We start from the raw sequence: 23,557 nt of genomic DNA, 5'->3' as shown, positions 1-23,557 counted from the left end.
ACTTTTGCGCTTTTCAAAAGTGAGCCGCCGTCAGGGCGGAACCCTAAGTGGCCGTTACCGCAGAAACGGATATGTACTCGATCTGATCCAACATTTTGGTCGGCCCAGAGGCCGTCATCGGGGGCAAGCCCCCTCCCACATTTGGACCTCGGAGCGTCAGGTAGATACGCGTTAGCTCCCTCGCCACAGGTGCGGTGTCTCACCAAAATTGTGTAGATACCTATGCTCATCGGGGACAAGCCCCCTCCCACACTTAAATGTGTGAATACAGTCAAAATGTGGGAGGGGGCTTGCCCCCGATGAGGCCATCAGCCACGCCGCCTGACCAACCCCCAGGCCCCAATGCCAGCCGGTATACCCAACCCCACCCAACTCAAAGAATCCCACCACCCATCCCCCAGCAACGCCGCAAACAACCCGGCGGCGCTGAGCAGGCCGATCCCCAGCGGGATGCCGAACACCTTCCAGAAATTCGACTGCCTCGGCTTCATGCCTTGCCCGCCTTGCGTCGCACGATCCATAAGTAAATGCCGCTGACCAGCACCACGATGGTCAGCACATCCAGCAGCGCCCAGAGGATTTTCATCGGCATGCCGCCGTAGTCTCCGAAGTGCAGCGGCTGGGACATGCCCATGGCGTCCATGTACCACGGCCGTTGGGCGATGGCGGTGACGGCCAGGGTGCTGGCGTCGATCAATACCGGTGTGAGCAGATGGGAGGTGAGGTGGGTACTGCCTTTCATGAACACGGCGTAGTGATGCTCGCTGGAGAAGCGCGTACCGGGGAAGGCGATAAAGTCCGGTTGCATGCCGGGCGCAGCCTTGGCGGCGATGCTCAGCAAATCGCTGGCCGGCGCGCGTTGGGTCAGCGGCGGGGCGTCTTTGTAGGGTTCGATCAGGGCGCTGAGACTGTCCTGGCGCCAGGCGGCGATGATCAGGTCGGCACAGGCGCTGATCACACCGGTCACACCCACCACCAGCGCCCAGGTCAGGGTGACCACGCCGATCAGGTTGTGCAGGTCGAGCCAGCGCAGGCGCGTGGATTTGTCCTGGCGCACGGTGGCGAACTTCAAGCGGCGCATGAACGGCAGGTACAGCACCGTCCCCGAGACAAGCGCCAGCACGAACAGCAAACCCATGAACGCCAGCAACAGCTTGCCGGGCAGCCCGGCGAACATGTCCACATGCAGGCGCAACAGGAACAGGGTGAGCCCGCCATTGGCTGACGGCATCTCCACCGTTTCGCCGGTGCGCGCATCGAGCATGAAGGTATGCGACGCATTCGGCTCGGTACCGGCCGTGGCGGCCATGATCGCGATGACACCATTTTTGTCATCCTCGTCCCAGGCCAGGTACTGCATGGCCTCGCCGGGGCGATGGGCCTGCGCTTTGGCCACCAGCTGCTCCAGGTTGAGCTGCGGCGTATCGGCGGGCATCTGCTTGAGCTCGGGTTCGTTGCCCAGCAGGTGATCGATCTCGTGATGGAACACCAGCGGCAGACCGGTGAGGGCGAGCAGCAGCAAGAATACGGTGCAGATCAGGCTGGTCCAGGTGTGGATGAAGGACCAGCGGCGGATGGTTTTGCTTTTCATTTTCTCGCCTTCAGACACACCAAAGCCGCCCTGGTGGACGGCCTGGTTGTTAACTCAGCCGATTACCACTGGTAGGTGGCGCTGGCGACAACGCTGCGTTGGTCGCCGAAGTAGCAGTAGGAACCGTCACAGGTGGAAATGTAGTCCTTGTTGAACAGGTTGGTCGCGTTCACTTTCACCGACGCGCCCTTGAGGCTGTTGTCCAGGCGGCCGAGGTCGTAGTGCACGGCACCGTCAAATACCGTGTAGGCGTTGGCTTTGCCGGACCAGGTGTTGGCCTGGTCGCCGTAGGTATTGCCGGTGTAGCGGGCGCCAAAGCCGATGCCGAAACCGTCGAGGGCGCCGGTATGCCAGGTGTAGTCAGTCCACAGGGAGGCTTGCTGGTTAGGCATCAATTGCAGGCGGTTGCCTTTGAAGTCGCCTTTTTGCACTTCGGATTTGGCCAGGGTATACGCCGCGATCACCTTGAGGTTTTCGGTGACGTCAGAGATGGCTTCCAGCTCCAGGCCCTTGACCTTCACTTCGCCGGTCTGGTCGGTGAGTGACACGCCACCGGACTGGAAGCTGGTGACCAGCACGTTTTTCTGGGTGAGGTCATACACCGCCGCGCTCAGCAGGGTGTTCGAACCGGGTGGCTGGTACTTGATCCCCAGTTCCCACTGCTTGCCCTCCGTGGGTTTATACGACTCGGTGGGGGAGACGCTGGCGTTGCTCGCCGGTTGGAACGATTCGGCGTATGAGATATAGGGTACGAAGCCTGAGTCGAACACATAACTCAGCGCCGCGTTGCCACTGAAGTTCTTGCTGCGGTCGGTGTTGGTCGCATCGTTTTTGTTGAAGTACGTGGTGCCCTGGTGCACCCAGTCTTCACGACCGCCCAGGGTCAGGCGCCAGTTGTCCAGGGCCATCTGGTCCTGCACGTAGAGGCCGGTCTGGATGGTTTTCTGGTTGTAGTCATAGAACGCGGTGGAACGCGCCGGCCGCACGACCGGCTGGGTATTGACCGGGTTGAAGATGTTGATCGTTCCGGCGAGGCCGAAAATCGAGGTGTAGGAAGTGTCGGTGCGCTGATGGTCCAGGCCCAGCAGCAGGGTATGGGTGATATCGCCCGTGGCGAAATCCGCCTGGAAGTTGTTATCCACCGCGAACTGGCCAATGTCCTCGTCCACGTTGGTCGACGAGCGGCTGATATTGCCGGCCGCGTCCGCTGGCGAGAAGGCGAACGAGCCCACGGTCAGTTGCTGGAAAGCCAGTTCCGACTTGGTGTAGCGCAGGTTCTGCCTGAACTGCCAGGTGTCGTTGAAACGGTGTTCGAAGGCATAGCCCAGTGCGTAGTAAGTGCGGTCGTAATACTCGTAATCCGGATCGCCGAGGTTCTTGTGGTGCGAGATGTCCCCCAGGGGCGATTTGATCTTGGTGCCCTGGATCGGCAGGAACTGGCTGGTGGTGCCGGTATCGTCACGGGTGAACTGCGACAGGAACGTCAGCTTGGTATCGGTATCGATATTCCAGGTCAGGCTTGGCGCGATGTTGTAGCGCTTGTTGTCGATGTGATCGACCTGGGTGCCGGCATCGCGCACCACGCCGCTGAGGCCGTACAGGAACTGGCCTTCGTCATCGATCTTGCCGGTGCTGGCAAAGTTGATCTGACGATAGTTGTCGCTGCCGTATTGCACCTGGATGGCGCTGCTCTGTTCGGCGCTGGGGCGGCGACTGACCATGTCCAGCAGGCCGCCCGGCGGGGTCTGGCCGTAAACCGAGGAGGCTGGGCCGCGCAGCAGGGCGAGGCGATCGAGGTTCCAGGTTTCGGCTTTCGGGTTGGCGTACACACCACGGGGCAGCGGCAGGCCGTCGAGGAATTGGGTGGGTTCGAAGCCACGCACGCGCATCCAGTCGTAGCGGGTGTCGCTGCCGTAGCTGGCGGACACGATGCCGGGCATGTATTTGACTGCGTCGTCGAGGTTCTGCACGTTGCGATCCTGCATTTGCTCGCGGGTCGCCACCGAGATCGAGCGCGGCGCCTCGACCAGGGCCGTGTCGGTCTTGGTGCCGGCGGCAGTGCGCTTGGCCAGGTAGCCCTCCACCGGCCCCCAGGCGCTCTCGTAATTACCTTGCCCAATAATGCTGGTCTGCGGCAATGCCACCACGCCGTCCGCAATCGCCACCAGGGTAAAGGTCCCGGCGCTGCTTTGCTCCAGCTGCAGCCCAGTGCCGCGCAAGGCTTCGCGCAATGCGCCCTGGGCATCGAATTGGCCCTTGACCGGTGCCGAGGTCTTGCCGGCGGCGAGCGTCGGGTTGAGGGTGAGCGCGAGACCGGCCTGGCTGGCAATCTGGTTCAGGGTGGCGGCCAGTGGGGCGGCCGGCAGGTTGTAGGCGCGCACGCTGGCGGACTGTTCGGCGGCGATCAGCGTGGGGCTGATCAGCGGGGCACCGAGGGCAATGGCCACAGCTAACAGGCTGGGGCGCAACAGAGTGTCTAGCGTGCGGGACATGGGTGGCTCCTGAATGGAAATATTTCTCAATTGCCTAGGTGCCGGACGAGAATCGGAAAGTGATAGGGCGGGGTGGAAATATTTTTTCGGTGGTGTTTTTGAGGGCCTTATCGGGGGCAAGCCCTCCCACACTTTGATTTGTGAACACAGTCAAATGTGGGAGGGGGCTTGCCCCCGATGGCGATCTTCAGATGCCGCAGAACCTAAGGCCTACCCTTGACGGTCACCCACCACGGCGTGTGCTGCTCGATCCGCACCGGCAGGGTCGGCAACAGCGCATTGAGCGCCAGGGTGGTGTCGTGCAGCGGGAAGCTGCCGGTGATGCGCAGGTCGGCCACGTTGTCGTCCACCGCCAGATGGCCGCTGCGATAACGGCCGAGTTCGGCCACCACATCGCCCAGGCGGGCGTTATCGACCACCAGCATGCCGCGGGTCCAGGCGTCGCTGGCCGGTGGGACGGCAAGCAGCGCGCCAAGGCCGTCGCTGCGCATCAGCACTTGCTGGCCGGCCTTGAAAATCCGTTCCTGAGGCAGTGCTTCAGGCTGGGCGGCCACCGCCGATTGCAGCACGCTCAGGCGCGTGGCGTGGTCTTCGCGCCTCACGATGAACCGCGTACCCAGCGCCCGCAGGTTGCCGTCGCGGGTCTGTACAGAGAATGGACGTGCATCGTCATGGCCGGTCTCGACCAGGATTTCGCCCTCCTGCAACACAATCACGCGGCGTTTATCGTCGAAGCGCACGTCGATGGCCGTGTGGGTATTGAGACTGATCCGGGTGCCGTCAGCCAGCTCAAGGGTGCGCTGCTCACCGGTGGCGGTGCGTTGATCGGCCAGCCAATAGTGGATGGGCACATAGCGCTCACCGGCAAACAATCCCAGCCCGCACACCAGCACAATGCTCGCCAGGCCACGGCCCAGTTTGCGCATGCGCTGGCGCGCACTGTCGTGGGAGTGCAACAGCGCGGCCCGCGCGGGGCCGGACGCTGCGCTGAAACGCTGGTCGAGCATGCCCAGCTGGCGCCAGGCGCGGGCGTGTTCTTCGTCGCTGGCCAGCCACTTGGCGAACTCTTCCTGTTCCACCACGCCGCCGTCGCCGGAATCAAGGGACAGCTGCCAGGCAATCGCGGCGTCCAGCACGCGGGCCGACACCGGCTTGCCACTGATCAGGCTCATGATGGCTCGCCATACAACGCGATGTAGCACTGGCGAATGCCCTGGGCCAGGTACTGGCGCACGCGCGGCACCGACACACCCAGGCGCTGGGCGATGTCTGCATGGCCCAGGCCGTCGAGGCGGTTATAGAGGAAGGCGGCGCGGGCTTTGCTCGACAGTTTGCCGAGCAGGCGGTCGATGGCCTTGAGGTCTTCGAGGATCAGTTGCTGTGCTTCGGGCGATGGGTGTTCGCTTTCCGGGATCAGCATCAATTCGGTGAGGTAGGCCTGTTCCAGGGCGGCGCGGCGGAAGTAGTCGAACAGCAGACCCTTGGCAATCGCTACCAGGAAGGCGCGTGGCTCGCGGGGTTCGCGCAGGCCGTCACGGCCGAGCAGGCGCATGAAGGTGTCCTGGCTCAGGTCTTCGGCGCGGCTCGGGCAGGCCACGTTGCGCCGCAGCCAGGCCAACAGCCAGCCACGATGGTCGCGATACAACGCGCCAACAAGCTCACTGTGTGGGGTCTGGGCCGACGACAAGGCATCACCGAATAAAGTTTAAACTAACGAGAATTATTCGCGATTGTGTCAGAGCGGTGATGTGGGCGCAATTGGCGTCTGTCGGGCAATGCCACTAAAACGATGGCGCCTGTTTACGCCGCCGCCATTGGCTCAAGCGTTCCTGCAGCGCCTGGGGCGTGTCGATGTGTTGCCGGCGTGCACGGCTGAACAGGATCAGCATCAGCTCCGCCGTGGCCAGTGCATCGGCGCTGGCGTGATGGCGCTCGCCCACCTGCAAGTTGAAATGGTTGATCCACTCATCCAGACCGGCCTCACGGATGTTCGCCTCGGGGCACAGCAGCGGGGCGATATCGGCCACATCGAGAAAGGGATGGACCAGGCGATAACCCAGGCTCTCCTTGAGCGCCCGGCCCAGCATGTGTTGATCGAACGGCGCATGGAAGGCCAGCAGCGGGCTGTCGCCCACGAACGCCATGAAATCGAGCAGCGCATCCACCGGGTCGCTGCCGGCCGCGATGGCGCTGGGCCCCAGGCCGTGGATCAACACGCTGGGGCTGAGTTTGCTGGCGGTGCGTTGCAGGGTGCGTTCGAACATCTGCGAGAAATCCACCGCGCCGTCCTCGATCACCACGGCGCCGATGGACAGCACCTGGTCACGGTTGAGGTGCAGGCCGCTGGTTTCCAGGTCGACCACCACCCAGCGCTGGCTGCGCAAGGGCTCATTGCCCAGTGCGGCGGGCGCGGGCAGTTGGCCCAGGCGTTGCTGCTGCGCCGCATCGAGCCGCGGTTTTTTCGCGCGCAGCCAGCTGAACAGGCTCACAGCTGATACCGCAAGGTCAGGCTGCTTTGCAGGCGCTGGGCCTGACGCAGGGATTCGCGCAGGATGCGCCGGTCCAGGTGATTGAGGCTGTCGGGATCGACGCGGTTGGAATATGGCAGGTTTTCCCGGGTCTGCATCTGATGCTGCTGCATGCGGGTTTGTTGAATGAAGTGGTAAGCCTCTTCGTACGCCGCGCCGTCCAGCCGCTCGATCACCTGCCGGGCGACCAACTGGCGCAGCCGCTCCAGCGTATTGTTGGCGTGGATGCCATGGGCCAGGGCCAACACACGCGCAGCGTCCACGAACGGCGTGAGGCCCTGTACCTTGAGATCCAGGGTGGCCTTTTCCCCGCTTTTGCGCGTCAGCACAAACTCGCGAAAGCGCCCTACGGGTGGGCGTTGGCGCAAGGCATTCTCGGCCAGCATGCGCTGGAACAGCCGGTTATCCGCCACCTGATCCAGAATGCCCTGGCGCAGTTGCTCGCAACCCTGCTCATCGCCCCACACCACGCGCAGGTCGAAATAGATGCTCGAACCCAGCAGGTTTTCCGGCGTGGCTTCGCGAATGAACGCGGCAAACCGGCGGGCCCATTCGGCCCGTGACAGGCACAACTGCGGGTTGCCGGCCATGATATTGCCCTTGCACAGGCTGAAGCCGCACAGCGCCAGGCTCTGGTTGATCTGCTGCGCCAGGGGCAGCAGGCGCTCGCGAATCTCGGCGGCTTCCACGGCGTCTCGGGCCTCGAACAGGATGCCGTTGTCCTGGTCGGTGTACAGCGTCTGTTCACGGCGGCCTTCGCTGCCAAAGCACAGCCAGCTGAAGGGCACGCCGGGGTCGCCTTTTTCCGCCAGGGTCAGCTCGATGACCCGGCACACGGTGTGATCGTTAAGCAAGGTAATGATGTGGGTGATCTGCGTAGACGACGCACCGTGGGCCAGCATGCGTTCGACCAACTGGCCGATCTCGCCGCGGATCGCCACCAGTTGTTCCACACGGGATGCGTTGCGGATGGTCCGCGCCAGGTGCACCAGGTCGACGCGCTGCAGGGAAAACAGGTCGCGCTCCGAGACCACGCCGCACAGGCGCTGGTCCTGCACCAGGCATACGTGGGCGATATGCCGCTCGGTCATGGCGATCGCCGCGTCGAACGCGCTGTGGTCCGGGCTCAGGAAGAACGGCGCCTGGGTCATATGACCGGCGATGCCTTGACTGAAATCACCGGTTCCGTCGGCCACCACCTGGCGCAGGTCACGCAGGGTGAAGATGCCCAGCGGCGCCTTGTGTTCATCGACAATCACAATGCTGCCGACCTGCTGCTCGTGCATCAGCCGCACCGCTTCGCGCAGCGCAGTGTCCGGGCTGCAGGTGACCGGGTGGCGCATGGCCAGCTCACCCAGGCGAGTGTTCAACGAGTATTGGGTGCCGAGGGTTTCCACGGCTTTTTGCTGCACCTGCTGGTTGACCTGGTCGAGCAGGCTGCTGACGCCGCGCAAGGCGAAGTCACGAAACGGGCTGGAAAGGGCGAACAGCTTGATGAACGCCATCTTGTTCAGTTGCAGGCAAAAGGTGTCTTCGCAGGCTTTGTGCTCGGTGCGGGTGGCGCGTTCACCGAGCAGGGCGGCGAGGGGGAAACACTCGCCGGTGGTGATTTCGAACGTGGGGTCTGTGGCGTCCGGCCGCTCGCCGACCACGCGGCCCTGCTTGACGATATAAAAATGCTCGACCGGCCCGCCCGACGGTTTGAGGATGCTGTCGCCGGGGCCATAGAAACGCAGTTGGCACTGCTCCACCAGAAACGCCAGGTGCGCATTTTCCATCTGGTTGAACGGCGGGAAGCGCTGCAGGAATTGCAGGGTGCCGTGGATGTTCTGCAACACGGCGGTTTTACCCGCCTGCGTGAAAGCATCAGCTTTACTCATAACAGTGACCGCAGTTTTTTTGTCGTTATCGTGCTGCATGGTCGACTGCTGCACGGCGGGTGCCCATTGGACGTAAGTCTAGGTCGGGGACCCCTGCGCAAAACTAGGGAAAAGCCTTACATGACTATCGTCCAAAACCCGTAGAACGCCCACTAGGCAAACTTTCCGACGAAGTGCACATTGTTCGCCCTTCCGCAGATGTCTGACGAGTGCTGGGAGATTGATAAGAATTGCTGAGAAACGTATGTCCGACCACGATATTTTGAGTGATGCCGAGCGCGAGGCGCTGAGCGCCGTGATGCTGGAGCCTGATTTACCGCCACAACGCGTGTTGATCGTGGACGACGACAAGGATGCGCGTGAACTGTTGGCGGAAATCCTCGGGCTGGACGGTATTCGCTGCATGACGGCTGACAACGGGGAGAGCGCGTGGGCGTTGTTGAAGTCGCACAGTTCCATTGGGTTGCTGATCACCGATTTGCGCATGGCGCCGAGCGACGGCTTGGAGTTGATCCGCCAGGTGCGCGAATCGCCCCGTGCGGCGTTGCCGATCATCATCATATCGGGGGACGCCGAAGCGCCGGATGTGATTGATGCGATGCATTTAAGCGTGGTGGACTTTCTGCTCAAGCCGATTGATAGCGAGAAGTTGGCGAAGCTGGTGAAGCGGGAGTTGGGGATGGATTCTTGACTGATCGTTCCCACGCTCTGCGTGGGAATGCCACCCGGGACGCTCCGCGTCCTGCTTTCAGCGCAGAGCCCGGCGCCAGCTCAAAGGTGACGCGGAGCGTCACGGGATGCATTCCCACGCGGAGCGTGGGAACGATCTATCAACCGCAAATAAAAAGCCCCGATCTCACGATCAGGGCTTTTTTCATTTACAGGCCATTTTTAGCCTTGAACTCCCGACGCCTGCGGTGCAACACCGGCTCGGTATAGCCATTCGGCTGTTTAGTCCCTTCAATCACCAACTCCACCGCCGCCTGGAACGCGATGTTGCTGTCGAAATCCGGCGCCAGCGGGCGGTACAGCGCGTCTCCGGCATTCTGGCGGTCCACCACCGGCGCCATGCGCTTGAGGCTTTCCATGACCTGGGCTTCATTGACGATGCCGTGGCGCAACCAGTTGGCAATGTGCTGGCTGGAGATGCGCAGGGTGGCGCGGTCTTCCATCAGGCCCACATCGTTGATGTCCGGCACCTTTGAACAACCGACGCCCTGGTCGATCCAGCGCACCACATAGCCAAGAATGCCCTGGGCATTGTTGTCCAGTTCGTTGCGGATCTCTTCTTCGGACCACTCGGTATTTTGCGCCAGAGGAATCGTCAGGATGTCATCCACCGAGGCGCGTTCACGCTTGGCCAACTCGGCCTGGCGGGCGAACACGTCGACCTTGTGGTAGTGCAATGCATGCAGTACAGCCGCCGTTGGCGACGGTACCCAGGCCGTGTTGGCGCCGGCCAGTGGGTGGGCGATTTTCTGTTCGAGCATCGCGGCCATCAGGTCGGGCATTGCCCACATGCCTTTACCGATCTGTGCACGCCCTTGCAGGCCGGTGCTCAAGCCGATATCGACGTTCCAGTTTTCGTAGGCGCCGATCCACTTCTCGGCTTTCATGGCGGCCTTGCGCACCATGGCGCCGGCTTCCATGGAGGTGTGGATTTCGTCGCCGGTGCGGTCGAGGAAGCCGGTGTTGATAAACACCACACGTTCGCTGGCCGCCTTGATGCAGGCCTTGAGGTTGACCGTGGTGCGGCGCTCCTCGTCCATGATCCCGACTTTCAACGTGTTACGCGTAAGGTTCAGCACGTCTTCGATACGGCCGAACAGCTCGTTGGTGAACGCCGCTTCTTCGGGGCCATGCATCTTCGGTTTGACGATGTACACGGAGCCGGTGCGGCTGTTCTTGCGCGAGCTGTTGCCGTTGAGGCTGTGGATCGCCGCCAGGCTGGTGAGCAGGCCGTCGAGGATGCCTTCCGGCACTTCGTTGCCGTCTTTATCGAGGATCGCGTCGATGGTCATCAAGTGGCCAACGTTGCGCACGAACAACAGTGAGCGGCCGTGCAGGGTGACGTCGTTGCCATCCACGCCGGTGTAGACGCGGTCAGGGTTCATGGTGCGGGTGAAGGTCTTGCCGCCCTTGGCCACTTCTTCGGCCAGGTCGCCCTTCATCAGGCCGAGCCAGTTGCGGTAGATCACCACTTTGTCGTCGGCATCCACGGCGGCGACGGAGTCTTCGCAGTCCATGATGGTGGTCAGCGCAGCTTCCACCAGCACGTCTTTGACGCCGGCGGCGTCGGTTTGGCCGACCGGGGTGCCGGCGTCGATCTGCAGCTCGAAGTGCAGGCCGTTGTGCTTGAACAGGATCGCAATCGGCTCGGCCGCCGGGCCCTGGAACCCGATCAGCTGCGCGTCGTCACGCAGGCCGCTGTTACTGCCGCCCTTGAGGCTGACGATCAGCTTGCCGTCGACGATCTTGTAGCCGGTGGAGTCAACGTGACTGCCGGCGCTGAGCGGCGCGGCCTCATCGAGGAAGGCGCGGGCGAAGGCGATGACCTTGTCGCCGCGCACTTTGTTGTAGCCCTTGCCCTTCTCCGCGCCGTCGGCTTCGCTGATGGCATCGGTGCCATACAGCGCGTCATACAGCGAACCCCAACGTGCATTGGAGGCATTGAGGGCGAAGCGGGCGTTCATCACCGGCACCACCAGTTGGGGGCCGGCCATGCGTGCGATTTCGTCGTCGACGTTTTGGGTCGAGGCCTGGAAGTCTGCGGCTTCTGGCAGCAGGTATCCGATGTCTTGCAGGAAGGCTTTGTAGGCCACCGGGTCGTGGGCCTGGCCGGCATGGGTCTGGTGCCAGGTATCGATGCGCGCCTGGAAATCGTCGCGTTTGGCGAGCAGGGCTTTGTTCTTCGGCGCCAGGTCGTGAATGACCTTGTCGGCACCGGCCCAGAACTGGTCGGCAGTGATGCCGGTACCGGGAATGGCTTCGTTGTTCACGAAGTCGAACAGGACTTTGGCGACCTGCAGGCCACCGACTTGAACGTGTTCAGTCATTGCTTGCCTCACTCTGCGGAGCTTATGCGCTTTTTCAGATTTTCATTATGTAGTGCACGGTTGGGCATACTACATGATGACTTGCGGTTGTGAAAATTAGACTAAATACGTCGTTTAGCGACCCACTTTGGTCGGACGGTCACAGCGGAGAATCGGATGTTCTCAAAAAACTATTGGATTGTTCCAGATAAATATAAAAATGGTACACGATTTGTTTTCGAGCTACCGCGCGTCCACCTTGTAGGAGCGAGCTTGCTCGCGAAAAACCTGAGCGTACCGCTGATGTCAGTTTTTTCGCGTTATCGTTGATGACCTTCGCGAGCAAACTCGCTCCTACAGGAATCGCACCCGAGGTATTTCGCCATGGATCATCTTGTACTCACAATTATTGCCGCCGACAAACCCGGCCTGGTTGAACGCATCGCGCACACCATCGCCGCCCAGGGTGGCAACTGGCTGGAAAGCCGAATGGCCCATATGGCCGGGCAGTTTGCCGGGATTCTGCGCGTCAGCGTTCCTGCAGAGAACCGTCAGGAACTGGTGGGGGCGCTGGAGGATTTATCCACCCACGGCATTCGCGTGCTGGTAGGCGAGGGCAGTTCCGGCCAGGCATCGGCTTGCAAATCGATTGTGATGACCCTGGTGGGCAATGATCGCGCCGGCATCGTGCGGGAGATCACTGCACTGTTGAGCAAGCAGGGCGTCAACCTGGAGCGCTTGAGCACCGACGTGCGCCCGGCCCCGATGAGCGGCGATCCGCTGTTCAACGCCGAGGCCTTGTTGCAAGTGCCGTCAAGCCTGTCCCTGGAGGCGTTGCAGGCGTCCCTGGAAACCCTGGCAGACGATCTGATGGTGGAATTGCGCAACGATGAATGAGCACCCATGAGGTTATGCATGGAAATCTTGCATGGACCTGTGGATAACCTTTGGGTCAATGTCTGCAAGCCAGGCCGGCTAAGGCTTGCAGAGCTTTGAGCGTTTTTTGATCAGCGTTTGCGCACGCTCAGCCAGATATCCACGCTGTACACCACCAGGCCCGCCCAGATAAAGGCAAAGGCGGTCAGCGTGCTGGGCGCCAGGTGTTCGCCGAACAGCAGCACGGCTTCCAGCAACACCAGGGTGGGCGCTACATACTGCAAAAAGCCCAGTGCGGTGTAAGGCAGATGCCGCGCGGCGGCGTTGAAACAGACCAGCGGGATCAGCGTCACGGGGCCTGCGGCCACCAGCCACCAGGCCTCGGAGGTGCTCCAGAATTCCAGCTGTGCGCTGTGGGCCGTCGGGTTGAACAGCAACCAGGCGATGGCAATCGGCACCAGCATCCAGGTTTCCACCACCAGCCCCGGCAGGGCTTTGACCGGCGCCTGTTTACGGATCAGCCCGTAGAAGCCAAAGGTCAGCGCCAGTACCAGCGATACCCACGGCAAACTGCCCACTTGCCACACCTGTTGCGCCACACCGACCGCCGCCAGGACCACGGCCACCCATTGCAGGCGGCGCAGGCGTTCGCCGAGCAGCAGCATCCCCAGCAGTACGTTGACCAGCGGGTTGATGTAGTAACCCAGGCTCGCTTCCAGCATGCGCCCGGTGTTGACCGACCATACATACGTCAGCCAGTTGGCCGCGATCAATGAACCGCTGAGGGCCAGGATCGCCAGGCGCCTGGGGTTGTCGCGCAGTTCGCGAAACCAGCCCGGGTGTTTCCACACCATCAGCAGCAAGCCACCGAACAGTGCCGACCACAGCACGCGATGCACGATGATCTCAGCGGCGGGGACACTGGCAATGGCTTTGAAATAGAGCGGGAACAGGCCCCAGGTGATATAGGCGCTTAGGCCCAGGATGTACCCCTTGCGGGGGTTTGCGGCGTGCATTGCAGAATCCTTGCTTAGGCAGCTAACAAAGCGCAATTGTAAGGATATTTGTCAGGCAATGGGGACCTGCTTTTTGTAGGAGCGAGCTTGCTCGCGAAGATCGTCAACGATAACGCGGGAGGCCTGTTGCCCAATGGCGCTCTCGGGTTTTTCGCGAGCAAGCTCGCTCCTACAGGAGAGCGTCGCGTTGCTCAGAACAGTTTCAAGGGTTCTTCATTGAGGGCCGACAGCTGCTCACGCAACGCCAGCACCTGGTCACCCCAATAGCGCTCGCTGCCAAACCACGGGAAGCTGTGGGGAAAGGCCGGGTCGTCCCAGCGCCGCGCCAGCCAGGCGCTGTAGTGCATCAGGCGCAGGGCGCGCAAGGGTTCGATCAGGGCCAGTTCACGGGGGTCGAAGTCGTGGAACTCCTGGTAGCCGTCCATCAATTCCGACAGTTGACCCAGGCATTCCTGGCGGTCGCCGGCGAGCATCATCCACAGGTCCTGTACCGCAGGGCCCATGCGACAGTCATCCAGGTCGACGATGTGGAACATCTCGTCGCGGCACATCATGTTGCCGGGGTGGCAGTCGCCGTGCATGCGGATGTTCTTGTGCGGGGTGGCCTTGTAGACCTCTTCCACACGTTTGAGCAGGTCGCGCGCCACGGACTCGTAGGCCGGCAACAGGCTTTTGGGAATGAAGTTGCCTTCGAGCAGGGTGGTCAGGGAATCGTGACCGAAGTTCTTCACGCCCAGGGCTTCGCGGTGTTCGAACGGGCGGGTGGACCCCACCGCGTGCAAGCGACCGAGCAGTTGCCCGAGGCGGTACAGCTGGTCGAGGTTGCCCGGCTCCGGCGCGCGGCCGCCACGGCGTGGAAACAGGGTGAAGCGGAAACCCTGGTGCTCGAACAGGCTTGCGCCGTTATGGATCAGCGGGGCGACCACCGGCACGTCGCACTCAGCCAGTTCGAAGGTGAAGCGGTGTTCTTCCAGGATCGCTTCGTTGGTCCAGCGCTGGGGCCGATAGAACTTGGCGATCAGCGGTTCGGAATCTTCGATGCCCACCTGATACACGCGGTTTTCGTAGCTGTTGAGCGCCAAAATGCGCGCATCGCTGAGAAAACCGATGCTTTCGACGGCGTCGAGGACCAGGTCGGGAGTGAGTGTTTCAAACGGGTGGGCCATGCGAACTCCTGCGCGCAGCAGGTCGCCGCGTCCGGCCGGGTATGGTAACCCAGCGGGCTTGAGATAGGGGGCGACTGTGGGATCGCCATCGGGGGCAAGCCCCCTCCCACATTTAACTGTATTCACAAATCAAGTGTGGGAGGGGGCTTGCCCCCGATGAGGCCCTGTCAGGCGCCGACAACCCCACCATCATCGCGCCGAATCGCCAGCACCGACGAACGCGGCTTGCCGTTCGGCAGATGCTCCGGCCACGTCGAGCCGCCGGTTTCGCCAGGGTGTTGAATACCCACAAACAGGGTTTTCTGATCCGGCGAAAAGCTGATCCCGGTGACTTCACACGCCACCGGCCCGACCATGAAGCGACGAATCTCCCCGGTGCCCGGGTCGGCGCACAGCATCTGGTTGTTGCCCATGCCGGCGAAGTCGCCCGCGTTGCTGTAGTCGCCGTCGGTGAGAATCCACAGGCGGCCAGCCTTGTCGAAACCCAGGCCGTCCGGGCTGTTGAACATGTTTTGCGGGTTGATGTTGGACGAGCCGCCCTTCGGCGAGCCCGCGTGTACGCCGGGGTTGCCGGCGACGACGAACAGGTCCCAGGTGAAGTCCGTGGCTCCGTGGTTATCGGCGTCGGCTTTCCAGCGCAGGATCTGGCCGTAGACGTTCTTCTCGCGCGGGTTGGGCCCGCCCACCGGCTGGCCGTCTTCGCCGCGCTTGGCGTTGTTGGTGAGGGTGCAGTAGACCTGGCCGTCCATGGGGCTGACCACGATCCATTCCGGGCGGTCCATGCGCGTGGCTTTCACCACGCTGGCGGCCAGGCGCGCATGGATCAGCACTTCGGCCTGGCTGGCAAAGCCTGCGCCGGCATCGATACCGTTTTTGCCGTGGGTGAGTTCGACCCATTGGCCCTTGCCCCTGGGATGATCGGCATCGCCATTGCCCGCGTCGAAGATCGCCACGTACAAGGTGCCGTGATCGAGCAAATCCTTGTTGGCTTTCGGGTTGTCGTGGTTGATCGGATCGCGGCTGACGAACTTGTAGATGAATTCGCCGCGCTCGTCATCGCCCATGTACACCACCGCGCGTCCGTCGCGAGTCTCGGCCAGGGCCGCGTTTTCGTGCTTGAAACGGCCCAGGGCGGTGCGCTTGACCGGGGTGGATTGCGGGTCGAACGGGTCGATTTCCACCACCCAGCCGTGGCGATTGAGTTCGTTGGGGTTCTTGGCGATGTCGAAGCGCGGGTCGTGGGGGTGCCAGTTGATGTCCTTGCTGGCGGCGACCGCGCCGTAGCGTTTTTGCCCGGCGTCGAAGGCCTGCTGTGGGTTGCTGCTGCCGAAACAGTCGGTGAAGTTCTCTTCGCAGGTGAGATAAGTGCCCCACGGAGTCTTGCCGTTGGCGCAGTTCTGGAAGGTGCCCAGGGCGTGCTTGCCGGTGTTGTCGGCGCTGGTTTTCAGCCAGTCGTGGCCGGCGGCGGGACCGCTCAGGCGGATCGGCGTGTTGCCGTGGATGCGCCGGTTGTAGCGTGAATCCTGGACGAACTGCCAGGTATCGCCCTTGCGCTGAATTTCGATCACCGACACGCCTTCGCTGGCCAGGGCCTTGCGCACGTCTTCGGCCGATTGCGGTGCGCCGCCGTGGGCGTAGAGGTAGCGGTAGTTGGTGTATTCGTTGTTGATCGCCATCAAGGCGCGGTTGTCATCGCCGGGGAAGGGAAACAGGCTCATGCCGTCATTGTTGTCGCCGAACTGCTGTTCCTGGGCCTTGGCCGTGCCGTTGCCGGAGGGGTCGAAGGCCGGCGCCTGGGTGCTCAAGGGCTGGCCCCAGCTGATCAGCACCGAGGCGCTGTAGCCGGGCGGCAGGGTGATGGTGTCACTGGTGGCGGAGGCGATGCCGGTGAAGCCCAGCAACGGGCTGGCAGACGCGGCGTTCACGGCCAGGGCGCTGCGGCTGAGCAGGTTGCCACCCAGGAACATCGCCGCGCCGCACAGGGCGCCGGCGCCGATAAAGCGGCGACGGGTAAGGCCGACCATCTGTTCGAGGTCAGTGGCTTGGTTTTCTTCCAGCAGGCTCATGTCAGGCTCCTTACGGTTTTTGCAGACACCTTAAGGAGCGGGCGTGACGAAATTGTTGCAGTTTGATGGCGCGTGCTCGCTACACCGGGGTGCCGAGCAATACCTGGCCGGGGGCGAATTGTACCTGGATCGGCCGGCCAGGCGCGGCGTCGAGTGCGCTCAGTGCGGCGGGCTGCGCCAGGGCACACAGCACCTGACCGCTGGGCAGGCCGATGCGGACTTCGCTGGGGCCGTCTTCAGCGTCGAGAATCGTCTCGATGACACCGCTCAGGCAATTGTGTCCAAGTGTTGCGGTTTGCCCGATGGCCAATAATTCCAGCCAGCCGGCCTTGATCAGGGCCACCACTTCCACGCCGGGCTCCAGCTCCAGCCGTTGCGTGCTGTCGTGCGTGATGTGTGCCTCCAGGTACAGGCCACCCGCCAGTTCCAGGCGCACCGTGTCATTACGCCCGTGGCGCTCGATGGCGCTGACTTGGCCATGCAGCTGATTGCGCGCACTGGTGCGCAGCATCAGGCGGCCCAGCAAATTGAAGTCGCGGGCCGCTTCGTCGGTGGCGAGCACCTCGGCTTGCAAGGCTTGCAGGCGCTGATAAAGGCGCAGCACGCGCTCACCTTCGCTTGTCAGCCTGGCGCCGCCACCGCCTTTGCCGCCGACGCTGCGCTCCACCAACGGCGCTTGCGCCAGGTTGTTCAGTTCATCGATGGCGTCCCACGTGGCTTTGTAGCTCAACCCGGCACTTTTGGCGGCACGGGTGATGGACCCCTGTTCGGCGATATGCGCCAGCAACGCGATGCGCTGAGGGCGGCGGATGATGTGCTGGCTGAGCGGCGAGGGCAGGGACATGGGGATACGCCTGGCTGGAATGAGCGGACGTTGCCGCCCGGCGGCCCGGGAGTCAAGTCATGTGCCGGGTTTGGGCGTGCGGGCCAGGCAATACACATCGACCTGACGCGCACCGGCCTTCATCAATAACCGCGCCAGGCTGTGGGCGGTGGCACCGGTGGTCAGCACATCGTCCACCAGCGCCAGGTGCCGGCCCTGCACCCGGGCGCCGGGTGCCAGGGCGAAGGCATTGAGCAGGTTGCGTTTGCGCGTTTTGGCGTCGAGGTCTTGTTGCGCGACGGTTTCCTGGGGGCGTAGCAACAGGTGCTCATCGCAGGGGATGTCCAGATCGGCACTGAGCCAGCGCGCCAGCATCACCGCCTGGTTATAGCCACGCTGGCGCAGACGCTTGGGGGGCATCGGCACCGGTAGCAGGCAATCGGGGCGGCTGAGTTCGGCATTTTCGAACCGATGTTGCAGCAGTCGCCCGAGCAAGCGTCCCAGCAGGTGCCCCAACGGCCAGCGCGCCTGATGCTTGAACCGGCTGATCAGGCTGTCCACCGGGAAGCTGTAGGTCCAGGGCGCAATCACTTGTTGATACGCAGGCGGATGTTTCTGGCATTGGCCGCACACCAAGCCGTCCATGGGCAAGGGCAGGGCGCAGACGTCACAGCGCTCCATCAGCCACGGCAGTTCGGTTTCGCAGGCGTTGCACACACAATCGTCGCTTTCAGCGCGCTCGTCGCAGATCAAACAGGTTTGTACGCTTTTTAACCAGATGTAAACCTGGTGTTTGTGGCTTGGTTGACAGTGCATGAATCTTCCTTAAATATGCCGAGCATCCGTGTCGTACCTGTGGGTATTGCCCTTCCCGCAGCGTTAGCCAAAGCATAATCAAGGAATCGCCCATGAGCGCCAGCACCTCTGCCACCCTGCGTCACGATTGGTCTTTGGCCGAAGTCAAAGCCCTGTTCGTGCAGCCGTTCAATGACCTGTTGTTCCAGGCGCAGACCGTGCACCGCGCGCATTTCGACGCCAATCGGGTGCAGGTCTCCACCCTGCTGTCGATCAAAACCGGCGCCTGCCCGGAAGATTGCAAATATTGTCCGCAGTCGGGTCACTACAACACCGGCCTGGAAAAAGAAAAGCTGATGGAGGTGCAGAAAGTCCTCGAAGAGGCTGCCCGCGCCAAGGCCATCGGTTCGACGCGTTTCTGCATGGGCGCCGCCTGGAAACATCCATCGGCCAAAGACATGCCCTACGTGCTGGAGATGGTCAAGGGCGTGAAGGCCATGGGCCTGGAAACCTGCATGACCCTCGGCCGTCTCGATCAGGACCAGACCGCCGCGTTGGCCCAGGCCGGCCTCGACTACTACAACCACAACCTCGATACCTCGCCGGAATTCTACGGTTCGATCATCACCACGCGTACCTACAGCGAACGCCTGCAGACCCTGGCCTATGTGCGTGAGTCGGGGATGAAGATCTGCTCCGGCGGTATTCTCGGCATGGGCGAGTCCCTCGATGACCGCGCCAACCTGCTGATCCAGCTGGCCAACCTGCCGGAGCATCCGGAGTCGGTGCCGATCAACATGCTGGTCAAGGTGGCCGGTACGCCGTTGGAAAACGCCAAGGACATCGACCCGTTCGACTTCATCCGCATGCTGGCGGTGGCGCGCATCCTGATGCCGCAATCCCATGTGCGCCTGTCGGCCGGCCGTGAGGCGATGAACGAGCAGATGCAGGCCCTGGCGTTCTTTGCCGGCGCCAACTCGATTTTCTACGGCGACAAGCTGCTGACCACCGCCAACCCGCAGGCGGACAAGGACATGCAACTGTTCTCGCGCCTCGGGATTCTGCCGGAGGCGCGTGAAGAGCATGCCGACGAAGTGCATCAGGCGGCCATTGAACAGGCGTTGGTGGAGCAGAAGAGCAGCGAGCAGTTCTACAACGCCGCCGCCGTTTGATTGAAATGCATTCAAAAGGTGGGAGGGGGGCAAGCCCCCTCCCACCTTTTGAACCGCGAACACCCTGCTGAATCGAGGCCTGCATGTCTTTCGATCTCGCCGCGCGCCTCGCTGCCCGCCGTGCCGAACACCTTTACCGTCAACGCCCCTTGCTGGAGAGCCCCCAGGGCCCGGAAGTGGTGGTGGACGGCAAGCCGCTGCTTGCGTTTTGCAACAATGACTACCTCGGCCTGGCCAACCATCCGCAGGTGATAGAAGCCTGGCGCGCCGGTGCTTCCCGCTGGGGCGTGGGCGGTGGCGCGTCGCACCTGGTGGTGGGGCATGCCACGCCGCACCATGAGCTGGAAGAAGCCCTGGCCGACTTGACCGGGCGCCCGCGTGCGTTGCTGTTTACCACCGGCTACATGGCCAACCTCGGCGCGGTCACCGCCTTGGTGGGGCAGGGCGATACCGTGCTGGAAGATCGTCTGAACCATGCGTCGTTGCTGGATGCCGGTTTGTTGTCCGGCGCACGGTTTACCCGTTACCTGCATAACGACGCCGCCAGCCTGGCCAAGCGCCTGGAGAAAGCCACCGGTAACGCACTGGTGGTGACCGATGGCGTATTCAGCATGGATGGCAACCTCGCCGATCTGCCGGCACTGGCCCGCGAAGCCAGGGCCAGGGGCGCCTGGTTGATGGTGGACGACGCCCACGGCTTCGGCCCGCTGGGGGCCAATGGCGCGGGGATCGTCGAGCATTTTGGCTTGAGCCAGGAAGACGTGCCGGTGTTGGTCGGCACCCTCGGCAAAGCCTTCGGCACCGCCGGTGCCTTTGTGGCGGGCAGTGAAGAACTGATCGAAAGCCTGATTCAATTCGCCCGGCCCTATATCTACACCACCAGCCAGCCGCCGGCGCTGGCCTGCGCCACCCTCAAAAGTCTGGAGCTGCTGCGTACCGAGCATTGGCGCCGCGAGCACCTCAACGGGTTGATCCGTCAGTTCCGCCAGGGCGCCGAGCAGATCGGCCTGGCGTTGATGGACAGTTTTACGCCGATCCAACCGATCCTGATGGGCGACAGCGCACGAGCCTTGCGCCTGTCGCAGATGCTGCGCGAGCGCGGGCTGATGGTGACGGCGATCCGCCCCCCCACCGTGCCCGCCGGCAGCGCCCGTTTGCGCGTGACATTGACGGCGGCCCACAGCGCAGCCCAGGTGCAGCTATTGTTAAACGCATTGGAAGCGTGTTTCCGGTTGTTAAACACCACGGAGCCCGAGCATGCGTGATCGATTGGTATTGCTGCCCGGCTGGGGCCTGGGTGTGTCGCCGCTGGAACCGCTGGCCGCAGCGTTGCACGGCTTGAATGAACACTTGCACGTGCAGATCGAACCGTTGCCGGCCCTGGATTCCAGCGACCTGAGCGAATGGCTCGACGAACTGGATGCCACGCTGCCGGACAATACCTGGCTCGGCGGCTGGTCCCTGGGCGGCATGCTCGCCTCGGAGCTGGCGGTACGCCGCGCGGAGCGTTGCTGCGGATTGCTCACCCTGGCGAGCAATCCGTGTTTTGTCGCCCATGACGGTTGGCCGCAGGCGATGCCTGCCGAAACATTCGACGCGTTCCTCGCCGGCTGCCACGCCGACTCCCAGGTCACCCTCAAGCGCTTCGGCCTGTTGTGCGCCAAGGGCGCGGCCGACCCGCGCGGGCTCTCGCGTTTGCTGGTCAGTGGCGCACCGAATACCTCGCCCAGCGTGTTGATGCCCGGCCTGGAATTGCTTGCCCAATTGGACACCCGCGCCGCCTTGCAAGCGTTTCGCGGGCCGCAACTGCACCTGTTTGCCGGTCAGGACGGGCTGGTGCCCGCCGAAGCCGCCAGTGACTTGCTGGCGCTGCTGCCCGATGTGGAAATCGGCCTTATTGAACAGGCCGGTCACGCTTTTCTTCTGGAGGACCCCCACGGTGTAGCGGGGGCCATCCAGGCTTTTTTGCATGAGTGCGTCGATGACTGATCTATCCCATCCCCACCTGCCGGGCGCCTTGCCCGACAAGCGCCAGGTGGCCGCTTCGTTCTCCCGGGCTGCGGCCAGTTATGACAGCGTGGCCGAGCTGCAGCGGGCGGTGGGGCATGCCCTGCTCGCGCAATTACCGCCGGGGCTCGCGCCACAACGCTGGCTCGACCTGGGCTGCGGCACGGGCTATTTCAGCCGTGCACTGGGTGAGCGCCTGCCTGCCAGCCAGGGCATCGCGCTGGATATCGCCGAAGGCATGCTCAAGCATGCGCGGCCTGCTGGCGGCGCGCAGCACTTCATCGCCGGCGATGCGGAACGCTTGCCCCTGAAGACTGGCAGCTTCGAGCTGATGTTCTCCAGCCTGGCGGTGCAGTGGTGTGCGAACTTCGACGCAGTCCTCAGTGAGGCCTTTCGCGTGCTGCAACCGGGCGGTGTGCTGGCCTTTGCCAGCCTGTGCGTGGGCACGCTGGATGAGCTGCGCGAGAGCTGGCGCGCGGCGGATGGCTGGGTTCACGTCAACCGTTTTCGCACCTTCGAGGCTTATCAGCAGCTGTGCGCCGCCAGTGGTTTTCGGGTGACCCGCCTGGAGCGGCGGCCCCATGTCCTGCATTACCCGGACGTGCGCAGCCTGACCCATGAGTTGAAAGCATTGGGCGCACACAACCTCAACCCGGGGCGCCCGGGAGGGTTGACGGGGCGCGCGCGGATTGCGGCATTGGTGCAGGCCTACGAGCAGTTCCGTCAGCCCCATGGCCTGCCCGCTACGTACCAAGTGGTGTACGCCGTACTGGAGAAACCGCTATGAACGCCGCTTATTTCATCACCGGCACCGACACCGACGTGGGCAAGACCACCATTGCCGCCGGCCTGCTGCATGCCGCGCGCCAGGCGGGTAAAACCACGGCGGCGGGAAAACCCGTGGCGTCGGGCTGTCAAGTCACGTCCAAGGGCTTGCGTAACGCCGATGCCCTGGCGCTGCTTGCCGAATGTTCGTTGCCGTTGACCTATGCCGAGGTCAACCCGGTGGCGTTGGAACCGGCGATTGCGCCGCATCTGGCGGCACGTGAGGCGGGCGTTGCGCTGACGGTGCAATCCTTGCTCCAGCCCATGCAGCGGATTCTCGGACACAACGCGGACTTCACGTTGATCGAGGGCGCAGGGGGGTGGCGCGTGCCGCTGGCCGATCAAGCCAACCTGTCGGACCTGGCCATTGCGCTCAAGTTACCGGTGATCCTGGTGGTGGGTGTGCGTCTGGGGTGTATCAGCCATGCGTTGCTGACCGCCGAAGCGATCGCGCGCGATGGATTGCCGCTGGCCGGTTGGGTGGCCAATATCATCGACCCGAAGACCTCTCGTCTGGAAGAGAACCTCGCCACCCTGGCCGAGCGTTTGCCGGCGCCCTGCCTTGGACGGGTGCCGAAACTCAAGCATGCCGGGGCAGCCGAGGTGGCCGCTTACCTGGAGATGGACCTGCTTGACTGATTTTGGCTATCGCTAAGGCAATGTGCCATTAGTGTTTTTAACGGGCCTTTCGCCAGGATGTCTGGTTCAATTGGCCTTCACGATTCTCTAAAGGCAGGCTTACGCCATGGAAATCTCTGGAAGCAGCGCGTTTTATTCGGGCCTGAGCACCATCCAGGCCGGGCAGAACCGTGTCGACCAGGCCGCTGGGAAGATCGCCAGCGCGTCGACGACCCAGCCATCGGCCGCGCAAAGCGACCGTCTGCAAGCCAATGATCGTGCTCAGGCGTCCAACTCGGCGAGCAATATGGTCGAAATGGCCCAAGGCAAGTTTCAAGTGGAGCTGGGCGCGAAAGTCGCCAAGGCTTCGGACGAAATGCTCGGTACGTTGATCGATACCTACGCCTGATTCCCCTGAGGCATGCCATTTAAAATGTGGGAGGGGGGCTTGCCCCCGATAGCCAATATCTACACAACTTAGGCTATAGCCACGAACGCTAACCACGATGCGAAGCGAGGCGCTCTTGATCTGGCTTTTGATCTTGATCTCAGGCGCCCCGTTAAACCACGCTGGCCGGAGAGAGGGCACACCGAGCCCAAGCGAGGTGCCGAGTGGTGGGGCAAGAGCGTTTTGCTTACTTTTGCGCTTTTCAAAAGTGAGCCGCTG

The 23,557-nt window shown here is 62.7% G+C and carries 21 protein-coding genes; 8 read left to right on the top strand and 13 right to left on the bottom strand.

Going from position 1 to position 23,557, the window contains the following annotated elements; all coding sequences use genetic code 11:
• Positions 1 to 308 precede the first annotated feature (308 nt).
• From BFP96_RS22940 to BFP96_RS22910, 7 genes are all read right to left on the bottom strand, one after another.
• Positions 309 to 491: a hypothetical protein gene (locus BFP96_RS22940; protein WP_065894115.1), complete on the bottom strand. Its 183-nt coding sequence runs from the start codon at positions 489 to 491 to the stop codon at positions 309 to 311.
• Positions 488 to 1,591, bottom strand: coding sequence for a PepSY-associated TM helix domain-containing protein (locus BFP96_RS22935; RefSeq protein ID WP_065885459.1), 1,104 nt, complete (start codon positions 1,589 to 1,591; stop codon positions 488 to 490). The genes BFP96_RS22940 and BFP96_RS22935 overlap by 4 nt, the downstream gene beginning before the upstream one ends.
• 62 nt (positions 1,592 to 1,653) lie before the next feature.
• The gene (locus BFP96_RS22930) at positions 1,654 to 4,083 is read right to left on the bottom strand and encodes a TonB-dependent siderophore receptor (RefSeq protein ID WP_065896280.1); all 2,430 of its coding nucleotides are present in this window, start codon (positions 4,081 to 4,083) and stop codon (positions 1,654 to 1,656) included.
• A gap of 203 nt (positions 4,084 to 4,286) precedes the next feature.
• On the bottom strand, positions 4,287 to 5,255 hold the full coding sequence (locus BFP96_RS22925; RefSeq protein ID WP_065937075.1) for a FecR domain-containing protein: 969 nt from the start codon (positions 5,253 to 5,255) through the stop codon (positions 4,287 to 4,289).
• Positions 5,252 to 5,770: an RNA polymerase sigma factor gene (locus BFP96_RS22920; RefSeq protein WP_057723624.1), complete on the bottom strand. Its 519-nt coding sequence runs from the start codon at positions 5,768 to 5,770 to the stop codon at positions 5,252 to 5,254. Before BFP96_RS22920 ends, BFP96_RS22925 begins: the two co-directional genes overlap by 4 nt.
• A gap of 94 nt (positions 5,771 to 5,864) precedes the next feature.
• A complete protein-coding gene (locus BFP96_RS22915) occupies positions 5,865 to 6,572 on the bottom strand; it encodes a 3'-5' exonuclease (RefSeq protein ID WP_065937074.1) in 708 nt (235 codons plus the stop codon).
• Entirely contained in the window at positions 6,569 to 8,491 is a 1,923-nt protein-coding gene (locus BFP96_RS22910) for a putative nucleotidyltransferase substrate binding domain-containing protein (RefSeq protein WP_170876035.1), read from the bottom strand. Before BFP96_RS22910 ends, BFP96_RS22915 begins: the two co-directional genes overlap by 4 nt.
• Before the next feature lie 244 nt (positions 8,492 to 8,735).
• Between BFP96_RS22910 and BFP96_RS22905 the strand changes: the two genes are divergently transcribed.
• Positions 8,736 to 9,182, top strand: coding sequence for a response regulator (locus tag BFP96_RS22905; protein WP_065894120.1), 447 nt, complete (start codon positions 8,736 to 8,738; stop codon positions 9,180 to 9,182).
• 187 nt (positions 9,183 to 9,369) lie between these two features.
• On the opposite strand, the gene BFP96_RS22900 is transcribed toward BFP96_RS22905, so the two are convergent.
• A complete protein-coding gene (locus tag BFP96_RS22900; RefSeq protein ID WP_065896276.1) occupies positions 9,370 to 11,547 on the bottom strand; it encodes a malate synthase G in 2,178 nt (725 codons plus the stop codon).
• A gap of 363 nt (positions 11,548 to 11,910) precedes the next feature.
• On the opposite strand from BFP96_RS22900, the gene BFP96_RS22895 reads away from it, so the two are divergent.
• Positions 11,911 to 12,423 carry a glycine cleavage system protein R gene (locus BFP96_RS22895; protein ID WP_065937073.1) on the top strand — a complete coding sequence of 171 codons (513 nt, stop codon included), beginning with the start codon at positions 11,911 to 11,913 and terminating at the stop codon, positions 12,421 to 12,423.
• Between the two features lie 110 nt (positions 12,424 to 12,533).
• Here BFP96_RS22895 and rarD read toward each other — a convergent pair whose 3' ends face one another.
• The 5 genes from rarD to BFP96_RS22870 all read right to left on the bottom strand — a co-directional run bounded on the left by rarD (position 12,534) and on the right by BFP96_RS22870 (position 18,289).
• Positions 12,534 to 13,418: an EamA family transporter RarD gene (gene rarD, locus BFP96_RS22890; protein WP_065885467.1), complete on the bottom strand. Its 885-nt coding sequence runs from the start codon at positions 13,416 to 13,418 to the stop codon at positions 12,534 to 12,536.
• A 191-nt stretch (positions 13,419 to 13,609) separates the two neighbouring features.
• Entirely contained in the window at positions 13,610 to 14,584 is a 975-nt protein-coding gene (locus tag BFP96_RS22885) for a serine/threonine protein kinase (RefSeq protein WP_003176519.1), read from the bottom strand.
• 167 nt (positions 14,585 to 14,751) lie between these two features.
• Complete coding sequence (locus tag BFP96_RS22880; protein ID WP_065937072.1) at positions 14,752 to 16,650, bottom strand: PhoX family protein; 1,899 nt, start codon at positions 16,648 to 16,650, stop codon at positions 14,752 to 14,754.
• A gap of 79 nt (positions 16,651 to 16,729) precedes the next feature.
• Positions 16,730 to 17,494, bottom strand: coding sequence for a TOBE domain-containing protein (locus BFP96_RS22875; RefSeq protein ID WP_065937071.1), 765 nt, complete (start codon positions 17,492 to 17,494; stop codon positions 16,730 to 16,732).
• Between the two features lie 57 nt (positions 17,495 to 17,551).
• Positions 17,552 to 18,289 (bottom strand): ComF family protein, encoded by a 738-nt coding sequence (locus BFP96_RS22870; protein ID WP_065937070.1) that lies wholly within the window; start codon positions 18,287 to 18,289, stop codon positions 17,552 to 17,554.
• Positions 18,290 to 18,381: 92 nt separating this feature from the next.
• Between BFP96_RS22870 and bioB the strand changes: the two genes are divergently transcribed.
• The 6 genes from bioB to BFP96_RS22840 all read left to right on the top strand — a co-directional run bounded on the left by bioB (position 18,382) and on the right by BFP96_RS22840 (position 23,299).
• Entirely contained in the window at positions 18,382 to 19,440 is a 1,059-nt protein-coding gene (gene bioB / locus BFP96_RS22865) for a biotin synthase BioB (protein ID WP_065937069.1), read from the top strand.
• Positions 19,441 to 19,523: 83 nt separating this feature from the next.
• Positions 19,524 to 20,705 carry an 8-amino-7-oxononanoate synthase gene (gene bioF, locus BFP96_RS22860; protein ID WP_065885472.1) on the top strand — a complete coding sequence of 394 codons (1,182 nt, stop codon included), beginning with the start codon at positions 19,524 to 19,526 and terminating at the stop codon, positions 20,703 to 20,705.
• Positions 20,698 to 21,429: an alpha/beta fold hydrolase gene (locus BFP96_RS22855; protein WP_065937068.1), complete on the top strand. Its 732-nt coding sequence runs from the start codon at positions 20,698 to 20,700 to the stop codon at positions 21,427 to 21,429. The genes bioF and BFP96_RS22855 overlap by 8 nt, the downstream gene beginning before the upstream one ends.
• Positions 21,422 to 22,234 carry a malonyl-ACP O-methyltransferase BioC gene (gene bioC, locus BFP96_RS22850; protein WP_065897225.1) on the top strand — a complete coding sequence of 271 codons (813 nt, stop codon included), beginning with the start codon at positions 21,422 to 21,424 and terminating at the stop codon, positions 22,232 to 22,234. The genes BFP96_RS22855 and bioC overlap by 8 nt, the downstream gene beginning before the upstream one ends.
• The gene (gene bioD / locus BFP96_RS22845; RefSeq protein ID WP_065937067.1) at positions 22,231 to 22,911 is read left to right on the top strand and encodes a dethiobiotin synthase; all 681 of its coding nucleotides are present in this window, start codon (positions 22,231 to 22,233) and stop codon (positions 22,909 to 22,911) included. The genes bioC and bioD overlap by 4 nt, the downstream gene beginning before the upstream one ends.
• A 106-nt stretch (positions 22,912 to 23,017) precedes the next feature.
• On the top strand, positions 23,018 to 23,299 hold the full coding sequence (locus tag BFP96_RS22840; protein ID WP_065894133.1) for a pyrroloquinoline quinone biosynthesis protein PqqE: 282 nt from the start codon (positions 23,018 to 23,020) through the stop codon (positions 23,297 to 23,299).
• The last annotated feature ends 258 nt before the right edge of the window (positions 23,300 to 23,557 follow it).

The sequence above is a fragment of the Pseudomonas sp. 34 E 7 genome (assembly GCF_900005715.1).
GTDB classification, from domain to species: Bacteria; Pseudomonadota; Gammaproteobacteria; order Pseudomonadales; family Pseudomonadaceae; genus Aquipseudomonas; species Aquipseudomonas orientalis_A.
This window is presented reverse-complemented; position numbering and strand designations above follow the sequence as displayed.

Coding starts and splice junctions, on each gene's coding strand:
- BFP96_RS22940 (WP_065894115.1), bottom strand. CDS start 491: ATGAAGCCGAGGCAGTCGAATTTCTGGAAGGTGTTCGGCATCCCGCTG.
- BFP96_RS22935 (WP_065885459.1), bottom strand. CDS start 1,591: ATGAAAAGCAAAACCATCCGCCGCTGGTCCTTCATCCACACCTGGACC.
- BFP96_RS22930 (WP_065896280.1), bottom strand. CDS start 4,083: ATGTCCCGCACGCTAGACACTCTGTTGCGCCCCAGCCTGTTAGCTGTG.
- BFP96_RS22925 (WP_065937075.1), bottom strand. CDS start 5,255: ATGAGCCTGATCAGTGGCAAGCCGGTGTCGGCCCGCGTGCTGGACGCC.
- BFP96_RS22910 (WP_170876035.1), bottom strand. CDS start 8,491: ATGAGTAAAGCTGATGCTTTCACGCAGGCGGGTAAAACCGCCGTGTTG.
- BFP96_RS22905 (WP_065894120.1), top strand. CDS start 8,736: ATGTCCGACCACGATATTTTGAGTGATGCCGAGCGCGAGGCGCTGAGC.
- BFP96_RS22900 (WP_065896276.1), bottom strand. CDS start 11,547: ATGACTGAACACGTTCAAGTCGGTGGCCTGCAGGTCGCCAAAGTCCTG.
- BFP96_RS22895 (WP_065937073.1), top strand. CDS start 11,911: ATGGATCATCTTGTACTCACAATTATTGCCGCCGACAAACCCGGCCTG.
- rarD (WP_065885467.1), bottom strand. CDS start 13,418: ATGCACGCCGCAAACCCCCGCAAGGGGTACATCCTGGGCCTAAGCGCC.
- BFP96_RS22885 (WP_003176519.1), bottom strand. CDS start 14,584: ATGGCCCACCCGTTTGAAACACTCACTCCCGACCTGGTCCTCGACGCC.
- BFP96_RS22880 (WP_065937072.1), bottom strand. CDS start 16,650: ATGAGCCTGCTGGAAGAAAACCAAGCCACTGACCTCGAACAGATGGTC.
- BFP96_RS22875 (WP_065937071.1), bottom strand. CDS start 17,494: ATGTCCCTGCCCTCGCCGCTCAGCCAGCACATCATCCGCCGCCCTCAG.
- BFP96_RS22870 (WP_065937070.1), bottom strand. CDS start 18,289: ATGCACTGTCAACCAAGCCACAAACACCAGGTTTACATCTGGTTAAAA.
- bioB (WP_065937069.1), top strand. CDS start 18,382: ATGAGCGCCAGCACCTCTGCCACCCTGCGTCACGATTGGTCTTTGGCC.
- bioF (WP_065885472.1), top strand. CDS start 19,524: ATGTCTTTCGATCTCGCCGCGCGCCTCGCTGCCCGCCGTGCCGAACAC.
- BFP96_RS22855 (WP_065937068.1), top strand. CDS start 20,698: ATGCGTGATCGATTGGTATTGCTGCCCGGCTGGGGCCTGGGTGTGTCG.
- bioC (WP_065897225.1), top strand. CDS start 21,422: ATGACTGATCTATCCCATCCCCACCTGCCGGGCGCCTTGCCCGACAAG.
- bioD (WP_065937067.1), top strand. CDS start 22,231: ATGAACGCCGCTTATTTCATCACCGGCACCGACACCGACGTGGGCAAG.
- BFP96_RS22840 (WP_065894133.1), top strand. CDS start 23,018: ATGGAAATCTCTGGAAGCAGCGCGTTTTATTCGGGCCTGAGCACCATC.